Origin of the sequence: Gottfriedia acidiceleris (assembly GCF_002128425.1) — a bacterium.
Taxonomy (GTDB): domain Bacteria; phylum Bacillota; class Bacilli; order Bacillales; family Bacillaceae_G; genus Gottfriedia; species Gottfriedia acidiceleris.
Genome location: NZ_NESS01000021.1, coordinates 1 through 23537, shown reverse-complemented (window position 1 = coordinate 23537; position 23537 = coordinate 1). Strand labels below are relative to the sequence as shown.

Sequence of the window (23537 nt, the reverse complement as noted above, 5' to 3'; positions counted from 1 at the left end):
ATCATTCAAAAAGAAACTGTTGAGCATAAGAATTTATCTTTTTGAGAAGATTGATTCTCAAAAGATTAAAGCCCGCTCAACAGTTTCGATTAATCACGATACATTAAGAATCGTTCATACCAATTATCTATAAAATCGGTAGCAAACGGCCCTTTTCGTTGATGAATTAATTCCTTTAAATAACCTAAGTTCTTTTTTAAGATTGGGTCAATTATAGGAGGATAATTCATTATTTGTCGATGATTCTCATATTCATCTTCATCTAACAGCACGTAAGTCATATCTGGAAAAACTTTAATATCTAAATCATAGTCAATATACTTAATGGCACCATCTTCAAAGACGAATGGTGAGCTAATATTACAGTAATAATAGACTCCATCTTCTCTAATCATGCCAATGACATTAAACCAATAATCCATATCAAAGTAACAAATTGCTGGCTCTCGTGTAACCCATGTTCTACCGTCCGATTCAGTTACAAGCGTGCGATCATTTGCGCCAATTACTAACTGCTGCGTCCCTTTTAAAATGGTTGTCTCTTCCCATATACGATGAATATGTCCATTATGTTTGTAGCTATGTATCTGTATTTTTTCTCCTGGTTTGGGAACGTTCATTGTTTCTCCCTTCTTTCTAGTGTGGACGCATTTCAACACTTTATTTATACTTTACACTTCTATTATAACTAGTTCTTATCCATTTTTAAACAAAAGGGCGTTTAATTTGGTAAAATGCTCCATTGTTTTTTTATTTTAATGCAATTTTTCTTTCATCTGAAAAAGATTTAATAATTTGCTGTGTTTGTAATAAAAAGGTGTCTTGGATAGCTTTTAATTCAGATCTCATTATATGTATTTCATCTTGAATAGAAGACAACTTTGATAAATCCTCTAATTCAAATAGTTGGTTTTCAATTTCTTGACATCGTTCAATTTCTTCTTGAATCTTTATTAATTGATCCATTGTTTCAAGCTGACGACTTACCAATTCATCGAATACTTGCATACCATTCACCATCCTTATTTCATTATTACACTATTTCTTGAAAACTAACATAATCCCTTTGACTACATTTGACGATATTTGACTATTGAGAAGAAATTAATAATTCTATGCGGATTTAAAAGGTAGGACTTAATTTACACGTAGGTAAAAGAGCACCCTTAATATAAGGGTGCTCTTTTTGAACGTTCTTTATAACAACTAGACTGCATGATCTCTCATCAGACAGGAAGATGAATATTGAAAGTAAGTTACTTTACTCACTATCCACTCATCAACAGCGCACTTCTAGTATTTTCTTTTTAGAATATTATTGTTGGTTTTGTTGTCCAAAGTTTTTAGAAGCAGATTTTTGAGCAGATTGTGCATTTGCTTCTCTTACAGCTTGAACATCAGTTTCACTTGCAAACTCTGTTCCAAAACTTTGGTTTTGTTGTCCAAAGTTTTTAGAAGCAGCAGCATTTTGAGTAGATTGTGCATTTGCTTGTTTAACTGCTTGAACATCAGTTTCACTTGAAAACTCTTGTCCAAAACCTTGGTTTTGTTGTCTTACTTTACCAATGTTAGTTCCAGATGCTGTTTTGCCAGCATTAAATTGTTTGTTGTTGTTGTTCATGATTTATCACCTCCACGAATAATATGATGTCCATTAATCGGTGGAATATGTAAAAAAATTTTACTTAATTAATTTGTTTAATGAACCATCTCAGTGGAAAACTATGAGAAGAAATTATAAGGAGGTATTTTATGTACGTTGGCAGAGATCTTTCAGAATTATCAATGACTCCAAAAACTCAGTGGAAAGATAGTGAATTGGAATACTATCATCATTCATTTCAGCAAATTACTGGTTATTTAAATATTGAAGGTAGCACAATGCAAAAAGAAATTATAAAAGAAATTGAATCTCGTGGTGGTCTTCATAGAAATGAAGCAGACTGGACTAGTGGTACTCGTCCTACTATTGATTAAGGTTATTTTATAACACAAAAAACCAACACAATGTTGGTTTTTTGTCATTACTGAAGTTTTTCGATTTGCTGATAAATTTTTTGATGCACTACCGGAAACGGCAGCTCTTTACACTCGTCTAATGTAACCCATTTCTGATTACTTGATAAACTACCCTCATTTATTGCTTCTCCAACGTAAACATCCATTTTCCATACAAGATGTGAAAAAACATGTTCAATATTAAATTGATAAGATAGCCCTTCAATTACTAATTGAGATTCTTGATTTAAGAAAAAGCTAAGTGTATCACTTTTAGATAACATCGTTGATTGTAATTCAGCAGTTGGAAATTCCCACATATTTGCAAGTAACCCACTAGAAGGTCTTTGTTGAATTAAATATTGATTATCTTTATTCTTAATGACACCAACTACTAAATTAATTGGTTTTGGTGCCTTCTTTTTGCTTTTTATAGGTAACTCTGTAACGACTCCAGTATCGAAAGCTAAACATTGTTCCCTAACAGGGCATAGTAAACATGCAGGATTTGTTGGGGTACAAATAAGTGCACCAAGCTCCATTAAACCTTGATTAAAAGCAGATGGATCTTCATGACTAATTAATGCTCTTACAGCTTGTTCAAAGATTTTTCGGTTTTTAGGTACACCAATGTCCTCCCAAATTGTTAATATTCTAGATAATACCCTCATTACATTTCCATCAACCGCTGGCTCTGGTTTACCATAAGCAATACTAAGGATAGCTCCAGCAGTATATGGTCCTACGCCTTTTAATTTGCTTATTAATTCCGGCGTATCTGGTACTTTCCCTGAATACTCTTCATGAACTTCACGTACAGCTGATTGCAAATTTCTAGCTCTAGAATAATAACCAAGCCCTTCCCATGCTTTTAATACTTTTTCTTCCTCGGCATTCGCCAAGTCAGCAATGGTAGGGAAATTTTGCATAAACTTATTATAAAAAGGAATTACTGTATCTACACGTGTTTGCTGAAGCATTATTTCTGAAACCCAAACTCGATATGGGTCTTTATTCTTTCTCCAAGGTAAATCTCTCCGTTCTGCTAAAAACCAATTAACTAAATTATTTTTAAAGTCATTTTTGGGGAAAACTTCTAATGTCTTAATTAAATCATTATTCATAACTTATACCTTTCTCTAACATCTATATGTTTTTGTTAATAGTCAATACTATAAAAATTAAAAGGGTAAGTAAAGGGAGGAACTAAATGGATACTGGTACTCATCTTGTAATGGGATTTACACTTGGCGGATTAGCAACCCTGAGTCCAATTGTCCTACATGACCCACATTTGACAAACTCACTCTTATTAACAACAATCATCGGATCACAATTACCTGACAGTGACACGATATTAAAATTAAGAAATAACGCAAAATATTTAAAACATCATCGTGGAATTACGCATTCAATTCCAGCAGTCATTTTATGGACATTATCACTTTCTGCCCTCATGACATTATTTAATAATAGAGAACACTTTGGGCTCTATTTATTCTGGTCTTTCTTGGCAGTCAGTGTGCACGTATTTGTTGATTTATTTAATGCCTACGGAACCCAAGCACTAAGGCCATTTTCAAAACGTTGGATTGCTTTTGGTATCATAAACACCTTCGATCCAATTATTTTTGCAATCCATTTAGTTGGAGTTCCTTTTGTTATTTTTCATTTTAGAGCTGGTCCTATCTGCGTCATGCTCTATTTCATTATGATTTTTTACTATGCATTTAGATATCGACAAAAACAAATCGTAATTCAAACAGTCACAAAAAAATTACCAGATGTAAAACGTGTCTATGTTTCACCTTCTATAAAATACACTCATTATCATATTGTAGCAAGTACAGATTCTCATCATTACGTTGGCAAAATAAAGAAAAGAATCTTTAAAATCCACGACGTATTTAAAAGAATTCCTTTACCAGTAATTGAAGACGTAAAAGCAGCCTTTAAAGACGATAACGTTAAATCATTTCTAGCATTTTCACCAGTTTACATTTGGGAATTGATTGGACATGACGACCATAAAGAACTAAGACTAATCGATCTAAGGTACAGAACAGAAACTTACTACCCGTTTGTTGCAGTAGTCAAATTCGACTATGAACATAATATTATCAGTTCATTCACTGGCTGGATCTTTAGTGAGAAAAAATTACAAAAAAAACTAAAAGTATAAATCTTGAAATGAATTATTTAATGAAAGAACATGCGTTAATCAAAAAATAACCCTTAGCAATTTTTTTGCTAAGGGGTTGTTTAATTAATGAAGAAGATTATCCTTCTCTTTCGTTTCTATAATTTCTAAACCAGGTGGCTTTGCAATTTTTATATCTGTTTCATGCAAATATTTTCCATATTGGAAAATAAATTGTTGAACAACCTTTTTAGACATTTGTTCTCCATGATATTCTCCAGCCTTAGCATAAGTTGCTTCAAAATCTTCCCATAGCCATTCAACCCATATTTTTGCTTGCGAATATGTTAAATGGCTATTTTCTTTAAGTAATAGCTCAGTTAATTGCTCTAAATATTTCTCCATAAATTACACCTTCCAATTTTTAAACATTTAATATAATCATATCTGAATTCAAAATGGTCATCATATTGATGATGGTTCATTTCATCAATTAGTTTTATTCACTAGGGGGTAATAAGAATGACAACAAAAAGTGAACGTTTTTCAAAACAAAAACATGATATGGCTATAGATGGTAATATAGATTACAAATCACAAAATGCTTCTAAACGTCCCAATGGGAGCATTAATACAAATCCACAAGATCGTATGGCAAAAAGTAATCGTGATGAGTAGTAAATTAACCAGGGTTTTTACATCCCTGGTTTCTTTAATAATGCGATTGGAATTCCTATTTCTTCTTCACTAGTGCTTTTATGACCCCAAGCAAAAATACCATTCATATATGTGATCATAAATAATACACCAGGTTCTTCAATTAATTCATATTGCTCGCCAGGAATAAATTGACTTGCGTCTAATAAATATGATTGAGCCATCGTTTTTTTACGAAGTATAACTTCAAGTTCATTGATCATATCCATTTGTTCAGCTTTTCTAGCTTGATGATTCAAATTGCTGATTTCTTGAACTAATTCATCTTTTGTTAAGTCACTATATCGTTTTGGAATTTCCATTTTAAGTCTCCTCTAAATCATTTAGATATATTTATTATATCAAGCTAATAACAGACAACCAATTGTTTTAGTCTCAGACTGTTGACAAACGCTCGCTTTCTTCGTTACTTCGCCTGTTGAGCGGTGCTCATTACCATCTAAGGTAACTCCGCTCCTCACCAAGCTTCACGCTCGAAAGACAAGCGCTTGAAATCAGTCTGAAATCAATTATTTTGAACATGTCTAATTAATTTAGTTTTCTTCCTCTTCTAAAATTAAAATTGCTTTTTCAATTAGATCGATAGGGAAACCTTTTCGAAATAATACTGTTTTCATTTTTTGATTATATTCCCAGCCACTTAATTTTTCATATTTCTTTTTCGCTTTTCTAGCCTGTATTAACAGGGCTTCTAATTCATCATCTTCTTCACTTTCATACTGTGTTTCTTCAATTGCAATCAAAGTGATATTAGAAGAATATCCTTTTCTTCTCAGAAGTTCTTCCAGTTTTGCCTTTTTCTGATTTGTTGAGTACTTCGAAAGTGCAGAAACCTTTTTTTGGCAAAGTGAAATAGCATGTTGAATTTGTTTATCTTTTGAAAATAAAACTAAGCTTTTCTCTATTACAGAATTGTGAATACCTTTTGCAATTAATTCATTCTTAATGATTGATGGTCCTTTCAACGTCGTATTAATAGACGTGCGGACATAACTTTCAGCGTATTTTTCTTCGTTAATATATCCTTCTTCTAAAAGTCGAATAATTGTAGTTTGTATTGTATCAATTGAGAATTCTTGTTTTGTTAAATATTGTTCAATTTCTTTTTTTGTTCTCATCATTCGAGATAAATAAACAATACTTGAAAGATATGCTTTTCTTAGTTGATCCGCATTTAATATTTCTTCTAGTTCAAATGGCTCAAATGATTGACCTTTTTTTATGTTAAATTTAACAAGAGTATCAGCATCTACACTAAACGCATACTCTTCACCTTTACCACTATCTGTGTAAATATTAAATCGTTCTTTATTTAATTTTTGAACTTGAATTTTCGTAATAATAGACATAATTTACCTCAAAATAAATTTTGTTTTTATATACACATAAAAATAATAATATCATATTATGAATTAAGGAGATGCGTGGATGAAGATTCTTCTTACAGGCGGTACAGGGTTTATTGGATCTCAATTAATAAATGAATTTATTCGACATGAATATCAATGTTATATTATCACAAGAAATATAAGAACATCATCTAATCCATTTATTACTTATATTAATTGGGATCAATTCACCTCTAATTCATTTGGGGAGTCCATTGACATAGTCATTAACTTAGCTGGTGAATCAATCAACAGCGGTAGATGGACTAAACAATTAAAAGACAAAATTCTACAAAGTCGTATTGAATCAACAAATATTCTAATTACATGGTTTGAAAGACAAGCCCATCGTCCAAACCTTTTTATTAATGCTAGTGCAATAGGGTTTTATGGAACCTCGGAATCAATAACTTTTAATGAACATGACAAGCCTATTTCAAATGATTTTTTAGCATCAACTGTAAGAGAATGGGAAACTGTTGCCAAAAAAGCTGAAGAACTGGGGATTCGGACTATTCTCGCTAGATTTGGTCTTGTTTTAGGATTAAACGGTGGAGCACTTCCAAAAATGATTTTGCCTTATAAATTATTTATTGGTGGTCCAGTCGGAAAAGGTACTCAATGGATATCTTGGATTCATGAAAAGGATGTAGTTGGACTAATACTTCATTTGATAAAAACTCCTGAAATTAGTGGACCAATCAATTTAGTGTCACCTAATCCAGTAACAATGAACGAGTTTAGCAGATACCTTTCAGCAGCTTTACATCGACCAAATAAAATGAAAGTTCCAGATTTTGCCCTTCAATTATTACTAGGTGAAATGAGTATGCTAGTTTTAGAAGGTCAAAAAGTTATGCCTTCTATAGCCATTCAAACTAATTATAACTTTCAATTCCCATCCTTAAAAGAAGCTTTAATGTTAACTTTAAATTAGTATTTTGAAAGGATTTATCATGAATCTATTATTTAAAAATGCAACCATTTTCCCGATTACATCTCAGGTTTTATATAACCATGATTTGTTAATTGAAAATGGGAAAATTAAAGAAATTGCACCTGAGATTTTTTCGATAGAAGATCAAACGATTGTCATAGAATGTGCAGGTAAGCCACTTTTTCCAGGCTTTATTGATGTACACACTCACTTAGGGCTGTATGATGAAGGAACTGGTTGGGCTGGAAATGATGCGAATGAAACAATTGAAGTATTGACTCCACATATTCGATCAATGGATGGGATATTGCCACTTGATGTTGCTTTTACTGATGCAATCCAACATGGAATTACAACAGCTCATATCATGCCTGGTAGTGGCAATGTAATCGGAGGAACAACTTGTACAATTAAAACATATGGTAAAAGTGTAGATCAAATAATTATTCAAGAGCCGTCTGGATTGAAAATCGCTTTTGGTGAAAATCCAAAAAGAACACACAGTAACGGTAATAAAGAATCAATTACTAGAATGGGTATTATGGGAATGCTTCGGGAAGCTTTCTATGAAGCTAAAAACTCGCATAACCCAGATGACTTTCGAATTTTACCAATTATCAAAGCTTTAAATAGAGAAATTCCAGTACGAATTCATGCTCATCGTGCAGATGATATTTTATCAGCTATACGTTTTGGCGAAGAATTTAACTTAGATATACGAATTGAACATTGTACAGAAGGTCATTTAATTGTTGACCATCTAAAGGATCGAAACCTTCAAGTATCTGTTGGTCCTACATTAACTAGACGTTCAAAAATCGAATTAAAAAATAAATCCTGGACTACATACAAAGCTCTTGCTGATATTGGGGTAAGTATTTCAATTACAACTGACCATCCGTATACACCAATTCAGTATTTAAATGTATGTGCAGCTATAGCAGTTCGAGAAGGTTTACCTGAACTCGAAGCTTTAAAAGCAATTACAATCAATCCAGCAAAAAACCTTAATCTATCACATAGAATTGGTAGCTTAGAAATTGGTAAAGATGGTGATGTAGTATTATGGTCCCATCATCCGTTTCATTATATGGCTAAACCATTACTCACTGTCATAGATGGTAGAATTGTGTATAAAAATATCGAATAATATTAGTTTGCAATTTGAACAAAATCGTTTATTATAGTAGTGTAAGACTTTATGCGGTAAATTAAATAGAAAGTGTTAAAACACTTTTCTTATATAGTATTTTAACGGGAAAGGCAAATGGTGAGCCACCAGTAAATCGCTGGTCCTAGTGGGTTCGATTCCCACCCCGAAATTTTAGGGTGCATTAAAAAATTATTCATAATTTATTCATAGCTAATGCACTTCACAGGACTTTAAATTTTAATGTTTAGTCCTCACAAAAATTTCGCGGGTGGCGTAACCTTCTTTCGCTACCCTTATTATGAGGAGGAGTAGAGATGCTTAAACAGCGCGATTTACAAGATTGTTCTGTACTTTTTGAACTTATGGTGCACCCTGATGTCTTTCCCTTTGTGCGCCATAAAGCAAATTCTTACGAAGAATTTCTATTTATTACAAAGCAAGCAATTGAACTAGAAGAACAAGGAAAAATGATATCTAGAACAATCTTAGACGAGTGGGGTAACCCTATTGGCAATATCTCATTACATGATATCGAAGACGGATATGGTTTTTTAGGAACTTGGTTAGGCAAACCTTATCATGGCATGGGTTATAACAAACCAGCAAAAGACGCTTTCTTCCATGAGTTATTTCATGATTTAGGAATAAACTCTATTTTCATGCGTATTCGTAAAGTGAATAAACGTTCTTTTTATGCTGCAAGTAAACTACCATACGCAACTTTAGCGAACGAGTCACGTAAGTGCCTATATGATGAAATTAATCAAAGTGAAGAAATTTATGATCTATTTGAAATTACTAAAGATAATTATTTATTGCATACAATGCGTGAAGATTATCAACAAACTGAAGTATCACATTTAAAAGAAGCATAATAGAGTATATCCACCTCAAAAAATGGAGAGACTTACTAAGGATTTTAATACTTAGCGAGGTGTATTTTTGTGGATAAACGAAAAGATAAAACGAGACGTAATTTAAGTGCTACTCAAGAAGTATTATATGCAAAAGAATTTAAACGAGCTGACCGTGCTGCAGGCTATACTAATTTTAATGGAGTAGGCAAATAATTTTATTCAAAAAGGCTTTCTTAGGAAGCCTTTTTTATTTTTCTAAAATAACTTTATAGTCAGAAATACTCAAATACTCCCGATAGAAATCTTGCAAAAATTACAATATCTTAATTAAATTTCACTTGACTCCATAATATAAACCGAAGACGGTCTAACATAATATTCCTTACTAAGTTTTTCTTTTATTCGATGCATTTCATCTTCAATTTTTTCTCCTCGAACAAAAGATCCCCCTTCGATCCCATTTTGATCATCTAGTAAAACATACCACGAAAATCGAAACTCCTTCATAAAAATTCACCCTTTAAAATAAGAGACTATAAATAACTATTTTTCATTATATTCACGAACCACAAATTTATTTTAGTCAAACGTCTAAATAAAAATAAAAAGCTATCAAAATAAACTATCCTTTAAATGTTAGACGCCTACATACATTTAAAGGACAGTTCAAAGGAATTAGTTTTTTTAACAAATTTGTAATTCTTTCTTATGAGTTAATAATTGATAAGCATGATTAACACTTTCATCTGAAGGTGGTTGAATATCTTTTAAAGGATATTTTAATCCTAACGCTTCCCATTTATAGACCCCTAATTGATGATACGGTAAAATCTCTACTTTCTCCACATTACTTAAAGTATTTATAAATCCACCTAGTTTTATTAAATCATCTTCTGCGTCGGTAATTCCAGGAACTAAAACATGCCGAATCCAAACGGGGATATTTTTTTTTCCCAAGTATTTAGCAAAGTTTTTAATCTGCTCATTTGATTTACCAGTAAGCTTTATATGTTTTTTTTCATCAAAATGCTTTAAGTCTAATAATACTAAATCAGTGTATTCTAATACCTCGTCTAATTTTGAAAGAAAAATTGGATCAGCACTGAAACATCCGCCAGATGTATCGATCGTTGTATGAATCCCATTTTTTTTACATGATTTAAACATATCTAATAGAAAGTCTAATTGTAATAAAGGTTCTCCACCACTAACTGTAACGCCACCTCCAGATGATCTCATAAATGGGATATATGTCTTAATATCCTTCATTAATTGATCAACAGACATTTCTATACCTGCGCCAATTTTCCAAGTATCTGCGTTATGACAATATTGACATCTTAATAAACATCCTTGAGTAAAGATTACATATCTTAGACCTGGTCCATCGACAGTTCCACAAGTTTCAATAGAATGTATATTCCCTGAAATCATTGCCATTCACCTCTTAAATAGTTTTTACTGATTTAGTAAAACATTAGAGCCTAGTGGAGCACTTCCCCCACTAGGCATGAAATACAGAGATTTTTACATAGAACCGTGGAAAGTTCTATTTATTACATCAATTTGTTGTTCCCTAGTTAGTTTTATAAAGTTAACTGCATAACCAGAAACTCTGATCGTTAATTGTGGATATTCTTCAGGATGTTCCATCGCATCCATTAAAGTTTCTCTATTAAATACATTTACGTTTAAGTGATGACCACCTTTTTCTGTATATCCATCTAACATTGCTACTAAGTTTAATATTTGTGTGCCCTCATCTTTACCTAAAGCTTTTGGAACGATTGAGAAAGTATTTGAAATTCCATCTTGTGCATCTTCGTAAGGTAATTTTGCTACTGAACTTAAAGATGCTAGAGCTCCGTTTGTATCGCGACCATGTAACGGATTTGCACCAGGAGCAAAAGGTTCACCTGCTTTTCTTCCGTCCGGTGTATTACCTGTCTTTTTACCATAAACAACATTAGACGTAATTGTTAATACTGAAGTAGTATGAATTGAATTACGATACGTTTTATGCTTTCTAACTTTTGCCATAAAACTTTCAACAAGTTCTACTGCAATATCATCTACAAGATCATCGTTGTTCCCGTACTTTGGATACTCTCCTTCAATTTCAAAATCAACAACGATGCCATTCTCATCGCGAATTGTTTTAACTTTTGCATGTTTAATAGCTGATAATGAATCCGCACATACTGACAAGCCTGCAATACCTGTTGCCATTGTACGTTTTATATTTGTATCATGTAATGCCATTTCAATTCGTTCATAGCTATATTTATCATGCATATAGTGGATACAATTTAATGTATTAACATATAAGCCTGCTAACCAATCTAATAAAACGTCGAACTTAATTTTTACTTCTTCATAGTCTAGATACTCAGATGTAATCGGAGCATACATAGGTGCTACTTGGGCTTTTGACTTTTCGTCTTTACCACCGTTAATTGCATATAATAATGCTTTAGCAAGATTTGCACGTGCTCCAAAGAATTGCATTTGTTTACCAATTGTCATAGCCGAAACGCAGCAAGCAATACCATAATCATCACCATATTCCGGACGCATGATATCATCATTTTCATATTGAATCGAGCTAGTTTTAATTGACATTTTAGCGCAATATTGTTTAAATCCAACTGGTAGTTTTGCTGACCAAAGGACAGTTAAGTTAGGTTCTGGAGCTGGTCCTAAGTTATCTAATGTATTTAAAAACCGGAATGAATTTTTTGTTACAAGTGGACGTCCATCTATTCCCATTCCACCGATTGACTCTGTTACCCAAGTAGGATCGCCAGAAAATAATTCATTATAATCAGGAGTACGAGCGAACTTGACTAATCTTAGTTTCATTACAAAATGATCGACTAATTCTTGGGCGTTTTGTTCGGATAAAGTATTTTCTTCAAGATCTCGTTCAATATATATATCTAAAAATGTTGAAACTCGCCCTAAACTCATAGCAGCTCCATTTTGCTCTTTTATTGCTGCTAAATAGCCAAAATATAACCATTGGAATGCTTCTTTTGCATTTGTTGCAGGATTAGCAATATCAAATCCATGCTTTTTTGCCATTAGTTTTAATTCATTTAATGCACGAATTTGTTCATTTAGTTCTTCACGATCTCTTATTACTTCTTCTGACATAACACTTGTCGTTTTATTTAATGCATCAATTTTATCTTTAATAAGTCGATCTACCCCATACAACGCCACCCTTCTATAATCTCCTATAATTCTTCCACGACCGTATGCATCAGGTAGACCGGTAATAACTCCAGAACGTCTTGCTGCTTTCATTTCTGATGTATAAGCATCAAATACGCCTTGATTATGTGTTTTTCGATATTCTGTAAATATTTTACTTATTTCATCATCAACTTTATAACCATAAGACTCGCATGATGCTTCAGCCATTCGAATCCCACCAAACGGTTGTAATGATCTTTTAAAAGGTTTATCTGTTTGGAATCCAACAATTTGTTCTAATTCTTTCTCTAAGTATCCTGGTTCATGTGAAGTAATCGTAGATACAATTTTCGTATCCATATCTAAAACTCCGCCCTTTTGGCGTTCTTCTTTAGATAGTTTAAGTACTATATCCCATAGTTTGTTAGTTGCATCCGTTGGGCCTAAAAGAAAGGATTCATCCCCTAGGTAAGTTTTAACATTTTTTTGAATAAAGTCCCTTACATCAATCGTTTTTTCCCATCGTCCAGTTTCAAATTGTCTCCATTGTTCCATCGTATTACTCCTCCTCTATTTGCATATAATACAGAAAGTTAATTAAGTATATAACAGATTACGTTTATAATTTAACATACGCTGAACTGAAACAATCGTTTATATTATGAACATATTGTGAAACATTGAACAAAGTAGTTGTGAAGTTAACTCATATAAACACTTAATTCTTTCCACTATATTACAGTTGCTTCATATATATAGTAATTCACGCTGAAAACTTTCCTGTTAAACAACAAACTGTTATACTCAAAAGATAGTAACTGTATTAACAAATTCATTAAAAATTGTGGACAAGACATTCACAATCCGGATATGCGATAATACTATGGTTATTACACAAATGAATAATCCAATTGAACAATGTTTATATAAAGGAGTAATTTATGAATACACAACTAAATCTTTCTAGTTCGATTAATGAAAAATTAAATTTAATATATAACGAACAAATTCAAAAAGTTCTTAAAGAAGAGCAATTATTAATTGGTACAAAGCAATACGTTTCCCAAGACAAAACGATTTTAGAAGATGCGATCACTGCCCTGCTTCTTGGTAAAAATATTTTATTAAAAGGTCCTACAGGAAGTGGTAAAACAGTTTTAGCTGAGACTCTTTCAAAAATGCTTTTTCAACCGATGCATAGCATAAACTGTTCAGTCGATTTAGATTTAGAAGGTATTGTTGGATACAACACAATTGCTTCTAATACAAACGGATCTGAAGTGGTATTCATCGATGGACCTTTAATGAAAGCAATGAAGAAAGGTCATATTTTATATATCGATGAAATTAACATGGCTAAGCCAGAAACATTACCATTACTACATGGTGCACTAGATTATCGAAAAATGATTACAAATCCATTTACTCAAGAAGTAGTAAAAGGTGACGAAAACTTTAGAGTAATCGCTGCAATAAATGAAGGATATGTAGGAACAAGCGAATTAAATGAAGCCTTAAAAAACCGCTTCATTATTATAGATGTTCCATATATAAACGGGGAATCATTACTTCAGTTATTAAAAGATGAATCAGAGCTAAAAGATGAAGATCTACTGAAGAAATTCACAAGCTTTTCAAGTGATTTAATTCCATTAGCGAGTGAAGGAAGAATTAGTGAAGATGCAGCAAGTATTCGTGGTGTACTTGACGCATGTGATTTATCTGTTCATATACCTGTACTTCGAGCAATTGAACGCACAATTATCGCTAAGTTAAGTGATGACATTGAGCGTGAGACGGTTAGGGAACTAGCTGAAAGTTATTTTCTTTCTTGAAATGAGTGATGATTAATATATGAAACAAATCATTTTTAACAATAAAAAAATCGACGCTTCCACTTTTCTTCAAATGGAAAATCTATCAATTTCTCTTTCGAAAGATCGAAATTCATTTTTAGAATTTGATTTTCAAGCGTATTACGACGATGAAGAACAAAAATTTACTGTAAGTCATTTTTGGGATACACAAGAGCATAGTACACAGTTACAAGGTTTGAAATCAGACGTGTACTTAAAAGCTTTAGGTAATAAACATTATTCAGATTTTAGTGAATTTAAGGATACTCTAAAGGAATTGCAAGAAACTCATTTAAAGAGTTTTTTCACACAATTGTATGTCCTTCTTGAGGATATCCGACTTGAAGAACTGATTATTCATCAAAGACCAGGTACAAGACAATTATTTTCTACGAGAAAAAAAATATATAGACATTATTTTCAATCACAATTCAAAGCAAATGAAATACGTAATTTTCAATTAGATCAATTATTTTGTTTAATTTATCTTTCACTTACTTCTACGCAATTAACTTATCAAACGAATGAACAACTTGAGGATATTTTACCTATCCTCTTTCAAACGTTTGAAGCTAAGAATACAAGTGATATTTCTTCTATTATATTTAGAGTGCATCAGAGATTACTCTCATTATATAAGGAAGATATGATTCACACATATTTTGGCTATTTGCCGTTAAATAAAATTAACGAACTAGCTTCATGTAACAGTAAAGTAAAAGAGCTTCAAAATGACGACCAGCAAGAAAGTCTAGATGAAAGAAATAGCGAAGATGAAAGATTATCAACATGGCATAGAGAAAGTAAAAATAATGAAACAGATGATAATTTTTTACGTTTTGAAGTTGAAAGTGGTACAAAAACTTCAATTAAAGCAAATTTTGCACGCGAAGAAGAGGCCGGCGATCAGGCAATTGCTAATGCATTTGGTTCCTCTAAACAAGGAGAGAATAAAAAGTCAAAACAAACTGATTCATATGAGGCTACTAATTCATCCTCTTTACAGCCAAATCCTTTTGGTAAATACAATAGTAATGTTTCTATTAAATATAAAGAAGCAACTTCGCAAACAGTTACCGAAAAGAAACAGTATTCTACATTATCTTCAATGGTATCTAAAGATGTTAAAGAACTAAGAAAAACGATTGAAAAATCATTAGAGAATAAACAAAATGCACCTACTGATAAGTACTATGGTAGGTTAAATAAAAAATGGGTTCGACTTTTCACAGAAGAAAATCCTAAAATGTTTTATAAAAAACAAACTGAATCCAAAGAATTAGATGCAGTTTTTTACCTATTAGTTGATTGCTCTGGATCAATGTTTAATAAAATGGATGAAGTGAAAAAAAGCGTCATTTTATTCCATGAAACATTAAAACAATTAAAAATCTCTCATAGCATTAGTGGCTTTTGGGAAGATGCTTCAAATGCTACAAAAGAAAATAAACCAAATATTTTACATCAAGTCATTCCGTTTTCAAGCTCTTTATCACCTTCAGTAGGTCCAAATATCATGCAGCTTCAAGAAGAAGAGGACAATCGTGACGGATTAATGATTCGAATTGTTTCAGAAGAACTCGCTAAACGTTCGGAAAAGCATAAATTTTTGCTCGTGTTTACAGATGGCGAACCTTCAGCATTAGATTATTTCCAGGATGGGATTATCGATACGCACGAAGCAGTTAAACAAGCTAGAAAACTTGGAATTGAGGTAATAGGTACGTTCATTGAGGAAGAAGAACATCAAGAAGAAACATCACAATTAATGAAAAATATTTATCAACACCATTACTTAATCGCCTCAAATGCTGAAGATTTAAGACTTCAATTAAAACCAATGCTTAAAAAATTATTATTAAGAAGCATAGAATAAGATAGTTGTCCATAAAATGGGAAGAAATAGGCTTTATATTAGCCTATTTTTTTCTTTATATAAGTAGTTAGAATATTTTGTCGAACGGATTTACATAACGAAATCGTATTTCCTATTGATTTTTAAAATTAAACGGAGTACGATAAATTTTGACGACTTAGAGAGATGCATATTTAAAGAAAAGCTAGTGAAAAACCGCTAGTTTGTTTGTATTTAAGGGGGATTAGACTATGCCTACTTCATTTAAAGCAACATTTTCACGTGTACGATTTGTATTATTGGTTGCGTTAGTAGTTTGGCTAAAAACGTATATTGTTACTCTGCTTGGATTCGATTTAAAAATTGATACAGTCTTTCAAAATGTAATATTATTTATTAGCCCTTTAGCATCCTCTTTATTTCTTGTAGGGGTCGCACTTTTTTTCAAGGGAAATAAACGTAATACGATCGCTCTTTTGATTAATTTTATTTTAACCTTGATATTATGTGGAAACGTTTTATTTTATGGATTCTTTAATGACTTCGTAACTTTACCGGTGCTATTCCAAACTAGTAATATGGGTGATTTAGGATCAAGTGTAAAAGAGTTAGCGAGCTTTAAAATTCTTTATATGTTTATTGATATCCTTATCCTATATTTAATATCAAAGAAATTCCCAAAATTTTCAAACACTGGTCGAGTACCTTCATTTATGAAGTCAACTTATTACTTAATTACAATTGCGATTGCAGTTTTAAACTTAGGTTTAGCTGAAATGGAAAGACCTGAATTGCTTACTCGTTCGTTTGATCGTGAAATGCTTGTAAAAAATCTTGGATTATATGTTTACCAAGGCTATGATTTATCACTACAAACAAAGACTTCAACACAAAAAGCCTTTGCGGATAGTAGTAAATTAACTGAAATTGAAAACTATGTAAATAGTAACGACGTAAAAGCAAATGCAAAGCTTTTCGGTAAATATAAAGGTAAAAATGTTATTGTTATTTCTTTAGAATCAATGCAAAATTTTACAATTGGTGCAAAGGTTAATGGTAAAGAAATAACTCCATTTTTAAATAAATACATTAAAGAAAGTTATTATTTTGACCACTTCTATCATCAAACTGGTCAAGGAAAAACATCTGATGCTGAGTTCATTATTGATAATTCTTTATATCCATTAGATCGTGGTGCTGTCTATTTTACACATGCAAATAACGAATATATGGCTACACCCGAAATTTTAAAAGATCAAGGATATTATTCAGCTGTTTTCCATGCAAATAATAAAAGCTTTTGGAATCGAAATGTAATGTACCCTTCTTTAGGTTACGATCGCTACTTTAATGAAGTAGACTATGATATTAACGATGAAAATTCGGTAAACTGGGGATTAAAGGATGAAGACTTTTTTGGGCAATCACTTCCTCTTTTATCACAAGTGAAACAACCGTTTTATACTAGATTTTTAACTTTATCAAACCACTATCCTTTCGTACTTGATCCTCAAGATCAATACATTGATCAATATAATTCTGGTGACGAAACACTTGATCGTTATGTAACGACAGTACGATATATGGATGAATCAATTAAACACTTTATTGAAGGTCTGAAAAAATCAGGTCTATATGATAATACAATTATTGTTATGTATGGAGATCATTACGGTATTTCTGAAAACCACAATCGTGCAATGGCACAGTTCTTAGGTAAAGACGAAATTACACCATATGACCATATGGATTTACAACGTACACCATTTATTATTCATTTACCTAAGCAAAAACAAGGTCAAACAATCTCAAAGGTTGCTGGTCAAATTGATGTAAAACCTACGATTCTTCATCTGTTAGGTGTTGATACAAAAACAGATATCGAATTTGGTAAAGATATATTTAGTCCAGATTATACGGAATTTATTGTTTTCCGTGACGGAAGCTTTGTTACAAGTAAATATTATTATGTAGCTGGCTCAAATGAATTTTATAACCGTTTAACTGCGGAAAAAGTAGAAGTTCCTGATCAAGAAGCAAAACTATTAATTGATAAAGCAAAAAAAGAGCTAACACTTTCAGATAACATTGTTTACGGTGATTTATTCCGTTTCTACAGTAACAACAAGTATAAAACAGGCACAATGCAAACAATAACTGAGCCAAATCAGTAAGAGGTACTAACTTTGTCTATTTAAGAGATGCTTTTACAAGCATCTCTTTTTGTTATAATATGGTATTTATACATAAGTTTTTTAAACTAAATATCATATTTTCAAAATATAGTGAGGGAGGATATTAATTGTATAAAAACTCTAAGTTATTATTTTGGACGATCGAACTACTATTATTATTTTTAGTTTTATTCGTTGGAACAAAAATATCATTTTTATTTCAACCAATTGCTATTTTAATTAGTACTTTATTCGCGCCAATACTTGTCTCAGTCTTTCTATATTTCTTATTCGCACCAATAGTTGATTTTTTAGAACGTAAAAAAGTGCCCCGTTCTATAGGCATTCTTCTTCTTTATCTCGGATTAATCCTAATTGCTGTAGTATCTATCATTAATGTATTCCCAACCTTAACTGAGCAATTTAAAGATTTAGTAAATAATATGCCAACAATTGTAAATGAAGCAACAAATAAGATTGGCCTATTAGAGAAATGGTTAGGAAGTCAAAATTACGTTGAAATTAAAGATTTAGAAAAGAAAGTTGCAGATTATGCCCTAGTATTTCTCGGTGGAATAACAGGTGGAATTGGTGCGTTTTTCAATATCTTAAGTAATGTAACTTTAATCATATTAACAGTCCCATTTATATTGTTTTATATGTTTAAAGATGGTCATAAATTTCCTGCTGCGATGTCTCGTTTTTTACCACAAAGCTTAAGAAAAGAAGCGATTCATATTGCGAATGAAACAAGTGAAACATTAGCATCTTACATTCAAGGTCAAACGATTGTTTGTATTTTCGTTGGAATTGGAACATTTATTGGATATAGTATTATCGGATTACCTAATGCCCTAATATTAGCGTTAGTAGCTGCTATTACAAATATTATCCCTTACTTTGGCCCGTTTATTGGTGGAGCTCCTGCAGTGATCGTTGCGGCTCTAATTTCTCCAAAATTAGCTTTATTCGTTATACTAATTATTGTAATTGTGCAACAAATTGATTCAAACTTAATCTCACCATATATCATGGGGAAAAAGCTAAATATACATCCTTTAACGATTATTTTATTATTATTATTCGCTGGTAACTTTGCAGGTGTACTTGGTATGGTTCTAGCTGTGCCAACATATGCAATTTGTAAAGTATTAATTGTTAATATATCAAGGATTATCAATTTAAGAAAAAAAGCGAAATTCGCAGATAAGATTATTGATGAAGACATTGAAACCAATATCGAAATAAACATTAACAATGATAACGAGCCGAAAGAATAAATAAGAGCAGGAATAATGAAGTTGGAGTGATATTCACTCATAACACTTCCGTTATTCCTGCTCTTTCTTTTTATAATTTAAACGTCTCTATTCCCTGCTCTCTATTCAATAGCCATTCTTTCCTCCATAAGCCACCTGCATAACCTGTTAGCTTACCATTTGACCCAATAATACGATGGCATGGAACGATGATACTTAATGGATTTCTAGCATTTGCATTCGCAACTGCTCTTACTGCCTTTGGGTTCCCTATTCTGTTAGCAATATCTGCATATGAAGCAGTTTCTCCATATTTAATTTTAACTAATTCCCTCCACACGCTTTCTTGAAAAGGAGTACCTTTTGCAATTGATTGAATACTAAATTCCTTCCTTAATCCATTGAAATATTCAAGCAATTCATTTGCTGCTTCCTTTAAAGAAGAGGGAATTATTTTATGAATTTCTTCACTCTCTTCTTTCACAAAATCAATATATGCTACACCTTTATCGTTTCCAACGATTCTCAATGTACCTAATGGAGTGTCTATATAAGCTGTTTCTACTTGATTCATAATTCATTCTCCTATGTATTAAGTTAAATTATTTATCCAAATTTGGAAAATACTCCATTGCTTCAATACATTGATTATAACCATTTCTTTTATAAAAACTAACCCCTTTTTCACTCGGCCAAACAATAACAAATTCAAAGTTCATTTCACTTACCCATTTATTTACTTGAGAAATTAATTTACCGCCAATCCCCTTCCCTCGATAATCATTTACGGTATAAACATTCGTCATGAATGCAAAAGGATTAGTCACCCTACCAGGACGAGGTACTTTTTGAACAAGCTCAATATAAATATGCGAAACAATTGTACCATCTATTTCAGCGACCCATATATACCACTGTTTACTGTTTATTGCATTTAGTAAGAAATCGCGACATTCAATTTTAAAGTCATGATATTCGCTATCTTTAATCCTACCCGTCTGGTCATCTTCCAGAGTAAAGTCCCATCTCATCTTAATTAATTGCTCTATATCTTTTATATCTGCCAATCGCAAATTCATTTTTATTCCTCCTTAATCCTCTGTGCCTAAAACATCAGTATTAGGTGGAATATAGCCCATCTGTCGAGCCATAGCGACAATTTGTCCTTTATGATGATATTCATGTGTGATTGTATGTACTAGTAATTTCATGGGAGTGAATGATATTTCTTCATTATGATCTCTCCATGGAATTTTTCTAACAATTGGTTTATTTAAATAATCCTGTGTCGTTTCCAATAATTCACTCACGAATAAATCAGCTTGTTCAAATCTTGATTTAATATCGTCTAGACTAAGATATACAATGTTTTCCTTTGGCGTAATTGGATTTTTCGTTTTCAATAATATAAAGGACCCAATCCATGCAATATAACATTCAGCCATATGTAGTAGCGCTTCTCTAACACTTTGGAAACCAAATCCGTCTAATTTACGAGTAAAATCCTCTTGCTTTAATTCACCACAAAAATTTAATAATGATTGACGATTTTCTTTTACCCATTGATATTCCTTCAGATTCACTACAATCACCTCTTAAAATATTCATTAATTAAGCTATTCTATCTAGTGGTAAAAATCACCTTTAAGTAAAAATAATAAAAGGTCTGCGGATACCCCCACAGACCTTGATTCCTTTATACAAATAACTTTAGACTTACTTGAACAATTAATAAAAGAGAAACTGATATTAATAGAATTCTTGCTAGCTTCATAGGAACAATTTCTGCAAATCTTAATCCTACTTGATTACCAACAATTGAAGCAGCAGCCATCGTTACAGCAATTTTCCATTGGAAATGACCCGTCATATAAAATATGATAAATGCTGACAAACAGCTCCCAAAATTTAATACTCTAGCCAACTGAACTGCATTAACATAAGTAAATCCTTTTTTAATAAAATACAAGATTGCAAATGTTGAAGAACCCGGACCGAAGCCCCCGTCATAAACACCAATCCCCGTTAGGATTCCTCGATCTAGCAATGTTTGCTTTTCAACACCACTTTTATTTGTAGTTTCATATTTCCACTTTTTACTTGCAAATGTTAACCATAATGAGCCAGTTAATAAAACTAGTGCGACAATATTCATCACATGTTCATCTAACATACTTGTTACAAAAGCACCAATTCCTCCACCAATTATCGAAACTAATATAAATTGAAAAATAACTGAAGCCTTAAAATCTTTCTTTTTAATTGTATAAAGAATACTACTAAATGACCCCAAACCTGAAGCAAACTTATTTGTAGCAATACCCGTTTGAATAGGGATTCCAAGAAAAATCATGATTGGGAGTGTAATTAATCCCCCACCACCTGCTAATGTTCCAACTACTGCTGCACCAATTCCTAAAATAAAAAGTAATAATAGTGAGTCCATTTTCCTATCTCCCTTTTTTGCGTCTATCTTTACTATACACAAAATATTCTAAAAAGGGGAAACTAAAGACCTCATTATAAGTGGATGATTGTGGAATAGCAGGATTAAATAGAACAATTATGGAACTTCAGGACTTTCTCTCTATAGTGAAGATGGCACTTAGAATTAAAATGGAAAACTGAATTTAAAGGATGAGTAATGAAAAATAGTTCAGAGATACCTCCCCTCTAATAAATTTTTATTTTTACAATTAAAAAGAGCGTGCCCATCCGTCAGTTAACCTGACTTATGAAACAGCCCTTTCTGTTTAAAAAATACTTAAATTATAACGTGAAGCAAGTAACTCTAATAATTTTATACCGGCTATACTATTTCCTTTTTCATCAAGTGACGGTCCATAGACACCGATTCCAAATCGACGAGGTACTGCACCCATAACGCCGCCAGAAACACCACTTTTAGCAGGAATTCCAACTTTAATCGCAAACTCCCCTGATGCATTATACATCCCACATGTAACCATAAATGTATTACAAATCTTCGCTACTTTTTCTGGTACAAGTTGTGTTTTGGAAATCGGATCCCAACCATCAAGAGCAAAGATAAGTCCAATTCTCGCCATCTCAACACAGTTAACTTCGATTGAGCATTGTCTTGTATATAAATCTAATAACAACTCGACATCTTCAGTAATAATTCCGTGCTCCTTCATAAAGTAACAAAGTGATCTGTTCAAATGCGCTGTTTCAAATTCTGATGCAGCAACCTCTTTCGAATAAGAAAGATCTTTATTATCCGTTAAAACCCTCATAAAATTTAAAAGTCGGTTAAAGCGATCATTTATACTATGACCTTTAATCATACTTGTAACTGCCAAAGCCCCTGCATTAATCATTGGATTTAACGGCTTTCCAGCAGACCTAACTTCTAATTTTGCAATTGAATTAAACGGATCACCAGTAGGCTCCATCCCTACTCGCTCAAATACAAAATCTTCGCCTCGATCCATTAAAACTAAAGCTAGCGAAATTACCTTTGAAATACTTTGCAAAGTAAAACGAATACTTGTATTCCCAGCTTCAAAATGTCGCCCATCAGGCAAAAACACAGCCAACGATAAATCCTTTTTATTTGCCTTTGCAAGAGCAGGAATATAATTAGCTACCTTGCCATATTGAATAAATTCCTTTGCCTCTTCAATGAGTACTTTCAAATCCTCCATATTGTGAACTTCTTTTTCCTCTCTAAATCCATTCTGCGTCATATAATCACCTTTCTTTCAGTATTAAGATAAAAAAAGCGAAAGGAGATAGGAAGAGATACAACCAAAATTACTTTATTTAGTATGCCTACTACTAATCTCCTACTTGACTACATGCCTTTTTTATCTACCTCTTCTACCAGTTCTTCCTTCGTTTCGTGCTCCACCAGCATTTCTCGATCTTCCATTATTTCCTACACTACCTGCATTCCTTCCATTTCCTGTTCTTTCCACTCTTCCTGCATTTCTTGTTCTTTCCGCTTTTCCTGTATTTCCTGTTCTTTCCGCTCTTCCTGTA

Annotated in this window: 26 protein-coding genes; 11 read left to right on the top strand and 15 right to left on the bottom strand. The window is 32.3% G+C overall.

The features are described from left to right. Positions 1-89: 89 nt before the first annotated feature. From ntdP to B6K90_RS21800, 3 genes are all read right to left on the bottom strand, one after another. A complete protein-coding gene (ntdP, locus tag B6K90_RS21810) occupies positions 90-620 on the bottom strand; it encodes a nucleoside tri-diphosphate phosphatase (RefSeq protein ID WP_088014823.1) in 531 nt (176 codons plus the stop codon). A 130-nt stretch (positions 621-750) separates the two neighbouring features. Beyond that, positions 751-1008 carry a YgaB family protein gene (locus tag B6K90_RS21805; protein ID WP_088014822.1) on the bottom strand — a complete coding sequence of 86 codons (258 nt, stop codon included), beginning with the start codon at positions 1006-1008 and terminating at the stop codon, positions 751-753. A gap of 307 nt (positions 1009-1315) precedes the next feature. Continuing rightward, positions 1316-1621: a gamma-type small acid-soluble spore protein gene (locus B6K90_RS21800; RefSeq protein ID WP_088014821.1), complete on the bottom strand. Its 306-nt coding sequence runs from the start codon at positions 1619-1621 to the stop codon at positions 1316-1318. 131 nt (positions 1622-1752) lie between these two features. Between B6K90_RS21800 and B6K90_RS21795 the strand changes: the two genes are divergently transcribed. Next, positions 1753-1977 (top strand): hypothetical protein, encoded by a 225-nt coding sequence (locus tag B6K90_RS21795; protein ID WP_056468341.1) that lies wholly within the window; start codon positions 1753-1755, stop codon positions 1975-1977. A gap of 47 nt (positions 1978-2024) precedes the next feature. Here B6K90_RS21795 and mutY read toward each other — a convergent pair whose 3' ends face one another. Next, the gene (gene mutY / locus B6K90_RS21790) at positions 2025-3122 is read right to left on the bottom strand and encodes an A/G-specific adenine glycosylase (protein WP_088014820.1); all 1098 of its coding nucleotides are present in this window, start codon (positions 3120-3122) and stop codon (positions 2025-2027) included. Between the two features lie 86 nt (positions 3123-3208). Between mutY and B6K90_RS21785 the strand changes: the two genes are divergently transcribed. Next, positions 3209-4180, top strand: coding sequence for a metal-dependent hydrolase (locus B6K90_RS21785; protein ID WP_088014819.1), 972 nt, complete (start codon positions 3209-3211; stop codon positions 4178-4180). 84 nt (positions 4181-4264) lie between these two features. Here the strand turns inward: B6K90_RS21785 and B6K90_RS21780 are convergent, their stop codons facing one another. Beyond that, positions 4265-4543 (bottom strand): YfhJ family protein, encoded by a 279-nt coding sequence (locus B6K90_RS21780; protein ID WP_088014818.1) that lies wholly within the window; start codon positions 4541-4543, stop codon positions 4265-4267. A gap of 117 nt (positions 4544-4660) precedes the next feature. Between B6K90_RS21780 and sspK the strand changes: the two genes are divergently transcribed. Continuing rightward, a complete protein-coding gene (gene sspK, locus B6K90_RS21775; protein WP_088014817.1) occupies positions 4661-4816 on the top strand; it encodes a small acid-soluble spore protein K in 156 nt (51 codons plus the stop codon). A 17-nt stretch (positions 4817-4833) separates the two neighbouring features. Here sspK and B6K90_RS21770 read toward each other — a convergent pair whose 3' ends face one another. Both B6K90_RS21770 and recX read right to left on the bottom strand, forming a co-directional pair. Then, the gene (locus B6K90_RS21770) at positions 4834-5157 is read right to left on the bottom strand and encodes a YfhH family protein (RefSeq protein WP_069035247.1); all 324 of its coding nucleotides are present in this window, start codon (positions 5155-5157) and stop codon (positions 4834-4836) included. Positions 5158-5388: 231 nt separating this feature from the next. Beyond that, complete coding sequence (gene recX, locus B6K90_RS21765; RefSeq protein ID WP_088014816.1) at positions 5389-6204, bottom strand: recombination regulator RecX; 816 nt, start codon at positions 6202-6204, stop codon at positions 5389-5391. 79 nt (positions 6205-6283) lie between these two features. Between recX and B6K90_RS21760 the strand changes: the two genes are divergently transcribed. The 4 genes from B6K90_RS21760 to B6K90_RS21745 all read left to right on the top strand — a co-directional run bounded on the left by B6K90_RS21760 (position 6284) and on the right by B6K90_RS21745 (position 9403). Next, positions 6284-7180 carry a TIGR01777 family oxidoreductase gene (locus tag B6K90_RS21760; protein ID WP_088014815.1) on the top strand — a complete coding sequence of 299 codons (897 nt, stop codon included), beginning with the start codon at positions 6284-6286 and terminating at the stop codon, positions 7178-7180. 19 nt (positions 7181-7199) lie between these two features. Further along, a complete protein-coding gene (locus tag B6K90_RS21755) occupies positions 7200-8330 on the top strand; it encodes an amidohydrolase (RefSeq protein ID WP_088014814.1) in 1131 nt (376 codons plus the stop codon). Between the two features lie 317 nt (positions 8331-8647). Continuing rightward, on the top strand, positions 8648-9208 hold the full coding sequence (locus B6K90_RS21750) for a GNAT family N-acetyltransferase (RefSeq protein WP_088014813.1): 561 nt from the start codon (positions 8648-8650) through the stop codon (positions 9206-9208). Between the two features lie 69 nt (positions 9209-9277). Further along, positions 9278-9403: a YfhE family protein gene (locus B6K90_RS21745; protein ID WP_114345638.1), complete on the top strand. Its 126-nt coding sequence runs from the start codon at positions 9278-9280 to the stop codon at positions 9401-9403. Between the two features lie 114 nt (positions 9404-9517). Here B6K90_RS21745 and B6K90_RS21740 read toward each other — a convergent pair whose 3' ends face one another. From B6K90_RS21740 to pflB, 3 genes are all read right to left on the bottom strand, one after another. Then, positions 9518-9697, bottom strand: a complete 180-nt coding sequence (locus tag B6K90_RS21740; RefSeq protein WP_088014811.1) for a hypothetical protein — start codon at positions 9695-9697, stop codon at positions 9518-9520. A gap of 177 nt (positions 9698-9874) precedes the next feature. Then, positions 9875-10624 (bottom strand): pyruvate formate-lyase-activating protein, encoded by a 750-nt coding sequence (gene pflA / locus B6K90_RS21735; RefSeq protein ID WP_088014835.1) that lies wholly within the window; start codon positions 10622-10624, stop codon positions 9875-9877. A 93-nt stretch (positions 10625-10717) separates the two neighbouring features. Further along, positions 10718-12943: a formate C-acetyltransferase gene (gene pflB, locus B6K90_RS21730; RefSeq protein ID WP_088014810.1), complete on the bottom strand. Its 2226-nt coding sequence runs from the start codon at positions 12941-12943 to the stop codon at positions 10718-10720. A 386-nt stretch (positions 12944-13329) separates the two neighbouring features. Here pflB and B6K90_RS21725 point away from each other — a divergent pair, with 386 nt between their 5' ends. The 4 genes from B6K90_RS21725 (at position 13330) to B6K90_RS21710 (ending at position 19553) form a co-directional block, all read left to right on the top strand. Then, on the top strand, positions 13330-14223 hold the full coding sequence (locus B6K90_RS21725) for an ATP-binding protein (RefSeq protein WP_088014809.1): 894 nt from the start codon (positions 13330-13332) through the stop codon (positions 14221-14223). Positions 14224-14242: 19 nt separating this feature from the next. Next, on the top strand, positions 14243-16120 hold the full coding sequence (locus tag B6K90_RS21720) for a vWA domain-containing protein (protein ID WP_088014808.1): 1878 nt from the start codon (positions 14243-14245) through the stop codon (positions 16118-16120). A gap of 230 nt (positions 16121-16350) precedes the next feature. After that, on the top strand, positions 16351-18273 hold the full coding sequence (locus B6K90_RS21715; RefSeq protein ID WP_088014807.1) for an LTA synthase family protein: 1923 nt from the start codon (positions 16351-16353) through the stop codon (positions 18271-18273). Positions 18274-18401: 128 nt separating this feature from the next. Beyond that, positions 18402-19553 (top strand): AI-2E family transporter, encoded by a 1152-nt coding sequence (locus B6K90_RS21710; protein ID WP_088014806.1) that lies wholly within the window; start codon positions 18402-18404, stop codon positions 19551-19553. Between the two features lie 70 nt (positions 19554-19623). Here B6K90_RS21710 and B6K90_RS21705 read toward each other — a convergent pair whose 3' ends face one another. The 5 genes from B6K90_RS21705 to glsA all read right to left on the bottom strand — a co-directional run bounded on the left by B6K90_RS21705 (position 19624) and on the right by glsA (position 23242). Beyond that, complete coding sequence (locus B6K90_RS21705; RefSeq protein ID WP_088014805.1) at positions 19624-20106, bottom strand: methylated-DNA--[protein]-cysteine S-methyltransferase; 483 nt, start codon at positions 20104-20106, stop codon at positions 19624-19626. A gap of 28 nt (positions 20107-20134) precedes the next feature. Next, entirely contained in the window at positions 20135-20611 is a 477-nt protein-coding gene (locus B6K90_RS21700) for a GNAT family N-acetyltransferase (protein ID WP_088014804.1), read from the bottom strand. A 12-nt stretch (positions 20612-20623) separates the two neighbouring features. After that, positions 20624-21115: a DinB family protein gene (locus B6K90_RS21695; protein WP_088014803.1), complete on the bottom strand. Its 492-nt coding sequence runs from the start codon at positions 21113-21115 to the stop codon at positions 20624-20626. Between the two features lie 113 nt (positions 21116-21228). Further along, the gene (locus tag B6K90_RS21690; RefSeq protein ID WP_088014802.1) at positions 21229-21978 is read right to left on the bottom strand and encodes a sulfite exporter TauE/SafE family protein; all 750 of its coding nucleotides are present in this window, start codon (positions 21976-21978) and stop codon (positions 21229-21231) included. A gap of 307 nt (positions 21979-22285) precedes the next feature. Beyond that, entirely contained in the window at positions 22286-23242 is a 957-nt protein-coding gene (gene glsA / locus B6K90_RS21685) for a glutaminase A (RefSeq protein ID WP_088014801.1), read from the bottom strand. Positions 23243-23537: the final 295 nt, after the last annotated feature.

Excerpts from the sequence above, each read along its gene's own strand:
- B6K90_RS21805 (WP_088014822.1), bottom strand. The coding sequence starts at position 1,008 with ATGCAAGTATTCGATGAATTGGTAAGTCGTCAGCTTGAAACAATGGAT.
- B6K90_RS21720 (WP_088014808.1), top strand. The coding sequence starts at position 14,243 with ATGAAACAAATCATTTTTAACAATAAAAAAATCGACGCTTCCACTTTT.
- B6K90_RS21750 (WP_088014813.1), top strand. The coding sequence starts at position 8,648 with ATGCTTAAACAGCGCGATTTACAAGATTGTTCTGTACTTTTTGAACTT.
- pflB (WP_088014810.1), bottom strand. The coding sequence starts at position 12,943 with ATGGAACAATGGAGACAATTTGAAACTGGACGATGGGAAAAAACGATT.
- recX (WP_088014816.1), bottom strand. The coding sequence starts at position 6,204 with ATGTCTATTATTACGAAAATTCAAGTTCAAAAATTAAATAAAGAACGA.
- B6K90_RS21795 (WP_056468341.1), top strand. The coding sequence starts at position 1,753 with ATGTACGTTGGCAGAGATCTTTCAGAATTATCAATGACTCCAAAAACT.
- B6K90_RS21700 (WP_088014804.1), bottom strand. The coding sequence starts at position 20,611 with ATGAATTTGCGATTGGCAGATATAAAAGATATAGAGCAATTAATTAAG.
- ntdP (WP_088014823.1), bottom strand. The coding sequence starts at position 620 with ATGAACGTTCCCAAACCAGGAGAAAAAATACAGATACATAGCTACAAA.
- B6K90_RS21755 (WP_088014814.1), top strand. The coding sequence starts at position 7,200 with ATGAATCTATTATTTAAAAATGCAACCATTTTCCCGATTACATCTCAG.
- B6K90_RS21705 (WP_088014805.1), bottom strand. The coding sequence starts at position 20,106 with ATGAATCAAGTAGAAACAGCTTATATAGACACTCCATTAGGTACATTG.
- B6K90_RS21725 (WP_088014809.1), top strand. The coding sequence starts at position 13,330 with ATGAATACACAACTAAATCTTTCTAGTTCGATTAATGAAAAATTAAAT.
- B6K90_RS21760 (WP_088014815.1), top strand. The coding sequence starts at position 6,284 with ATGAAGATTCTTCTTACAGGCGGTACAGGGTTTATTGGATCTCAATTA.
- mutY (WP_088014820.1), bottom strand. The coding sequence starts at position 3,122 with ATGAATAATGATTTAATTAAGACATTAGAAGTTTTCCCCAAAAATGAC.
- sspK (WP_088014817.1), top strand. The coding sequence starts at position 4,661 with ATGACAACAAAAAGTGAACGTTTTTCAAAACAAAAACATGATATGGCT.
- B6K90_RS21690 (WP_088014802.1), bottom strand. The coding sequence starts at position 21,978 with ATGGACTCACTATTATTACTTTTTATTTTAGGAATTGGTGCAGCAGTA.
- B6K90_RS21740 (WP_088014811.1), bottom strand. The coding sequence starts at position 9,697 with ATGAAGGAGTTTCGATTTTCGTGGTATGTTTTACTAGATGATCAAAAT.
- B6K90_RS21770 (WP_069035247.1), bottom strand. The coding sequence starts at position 5,157 with ATGGAAATTCCAAAACGATATAGTGACTTAACAAAAGATGAATTAGTT.
- B6K90_RS21800 (WP_088014821.1), bottom strand. The coding sequence starts at position 1,621 with ATGAACAACAACAACAAACAATTTAATGCTGGCAAAACAGCATCTGGA.
- B6K90_RS21780 (WP_088014818.1), bottom strand. The coding sequence starts at position 4,543 with ATGGAGAAATATTTAGAGCAATTAACTGAGCTATTACTTAAAGAAAAT.
- B6K90_RS21715 (WP_088014807.1), top strand. The coding sequence starts at position 16,351 with ATGCCTACTTCATTTAAAGCAACATTTTCACGTGTACGATTTGTATTA.
- B6K90_RS21785 (WP_088014819.1), top strand. The coding sequence starts at position 3,209 with ATGGATACTGGTACTCATCTTGTAATGGGATTTACACTTGGCGGATTA.
- pflA (WP_088014835.1), bottom strand. The coding sequence starts at position 10,624 with ATGATTTCAGGGAATATACATTCTATTGAAACTTGTGGAACTGTCGAT.
- glsA (WP_088014801.1), bottom strand. The coding sequence starts at position 23,242 with ATGACGCAGAATGGATTTAGAGAGGAAAAAGAAGTTCACAATATGGAG.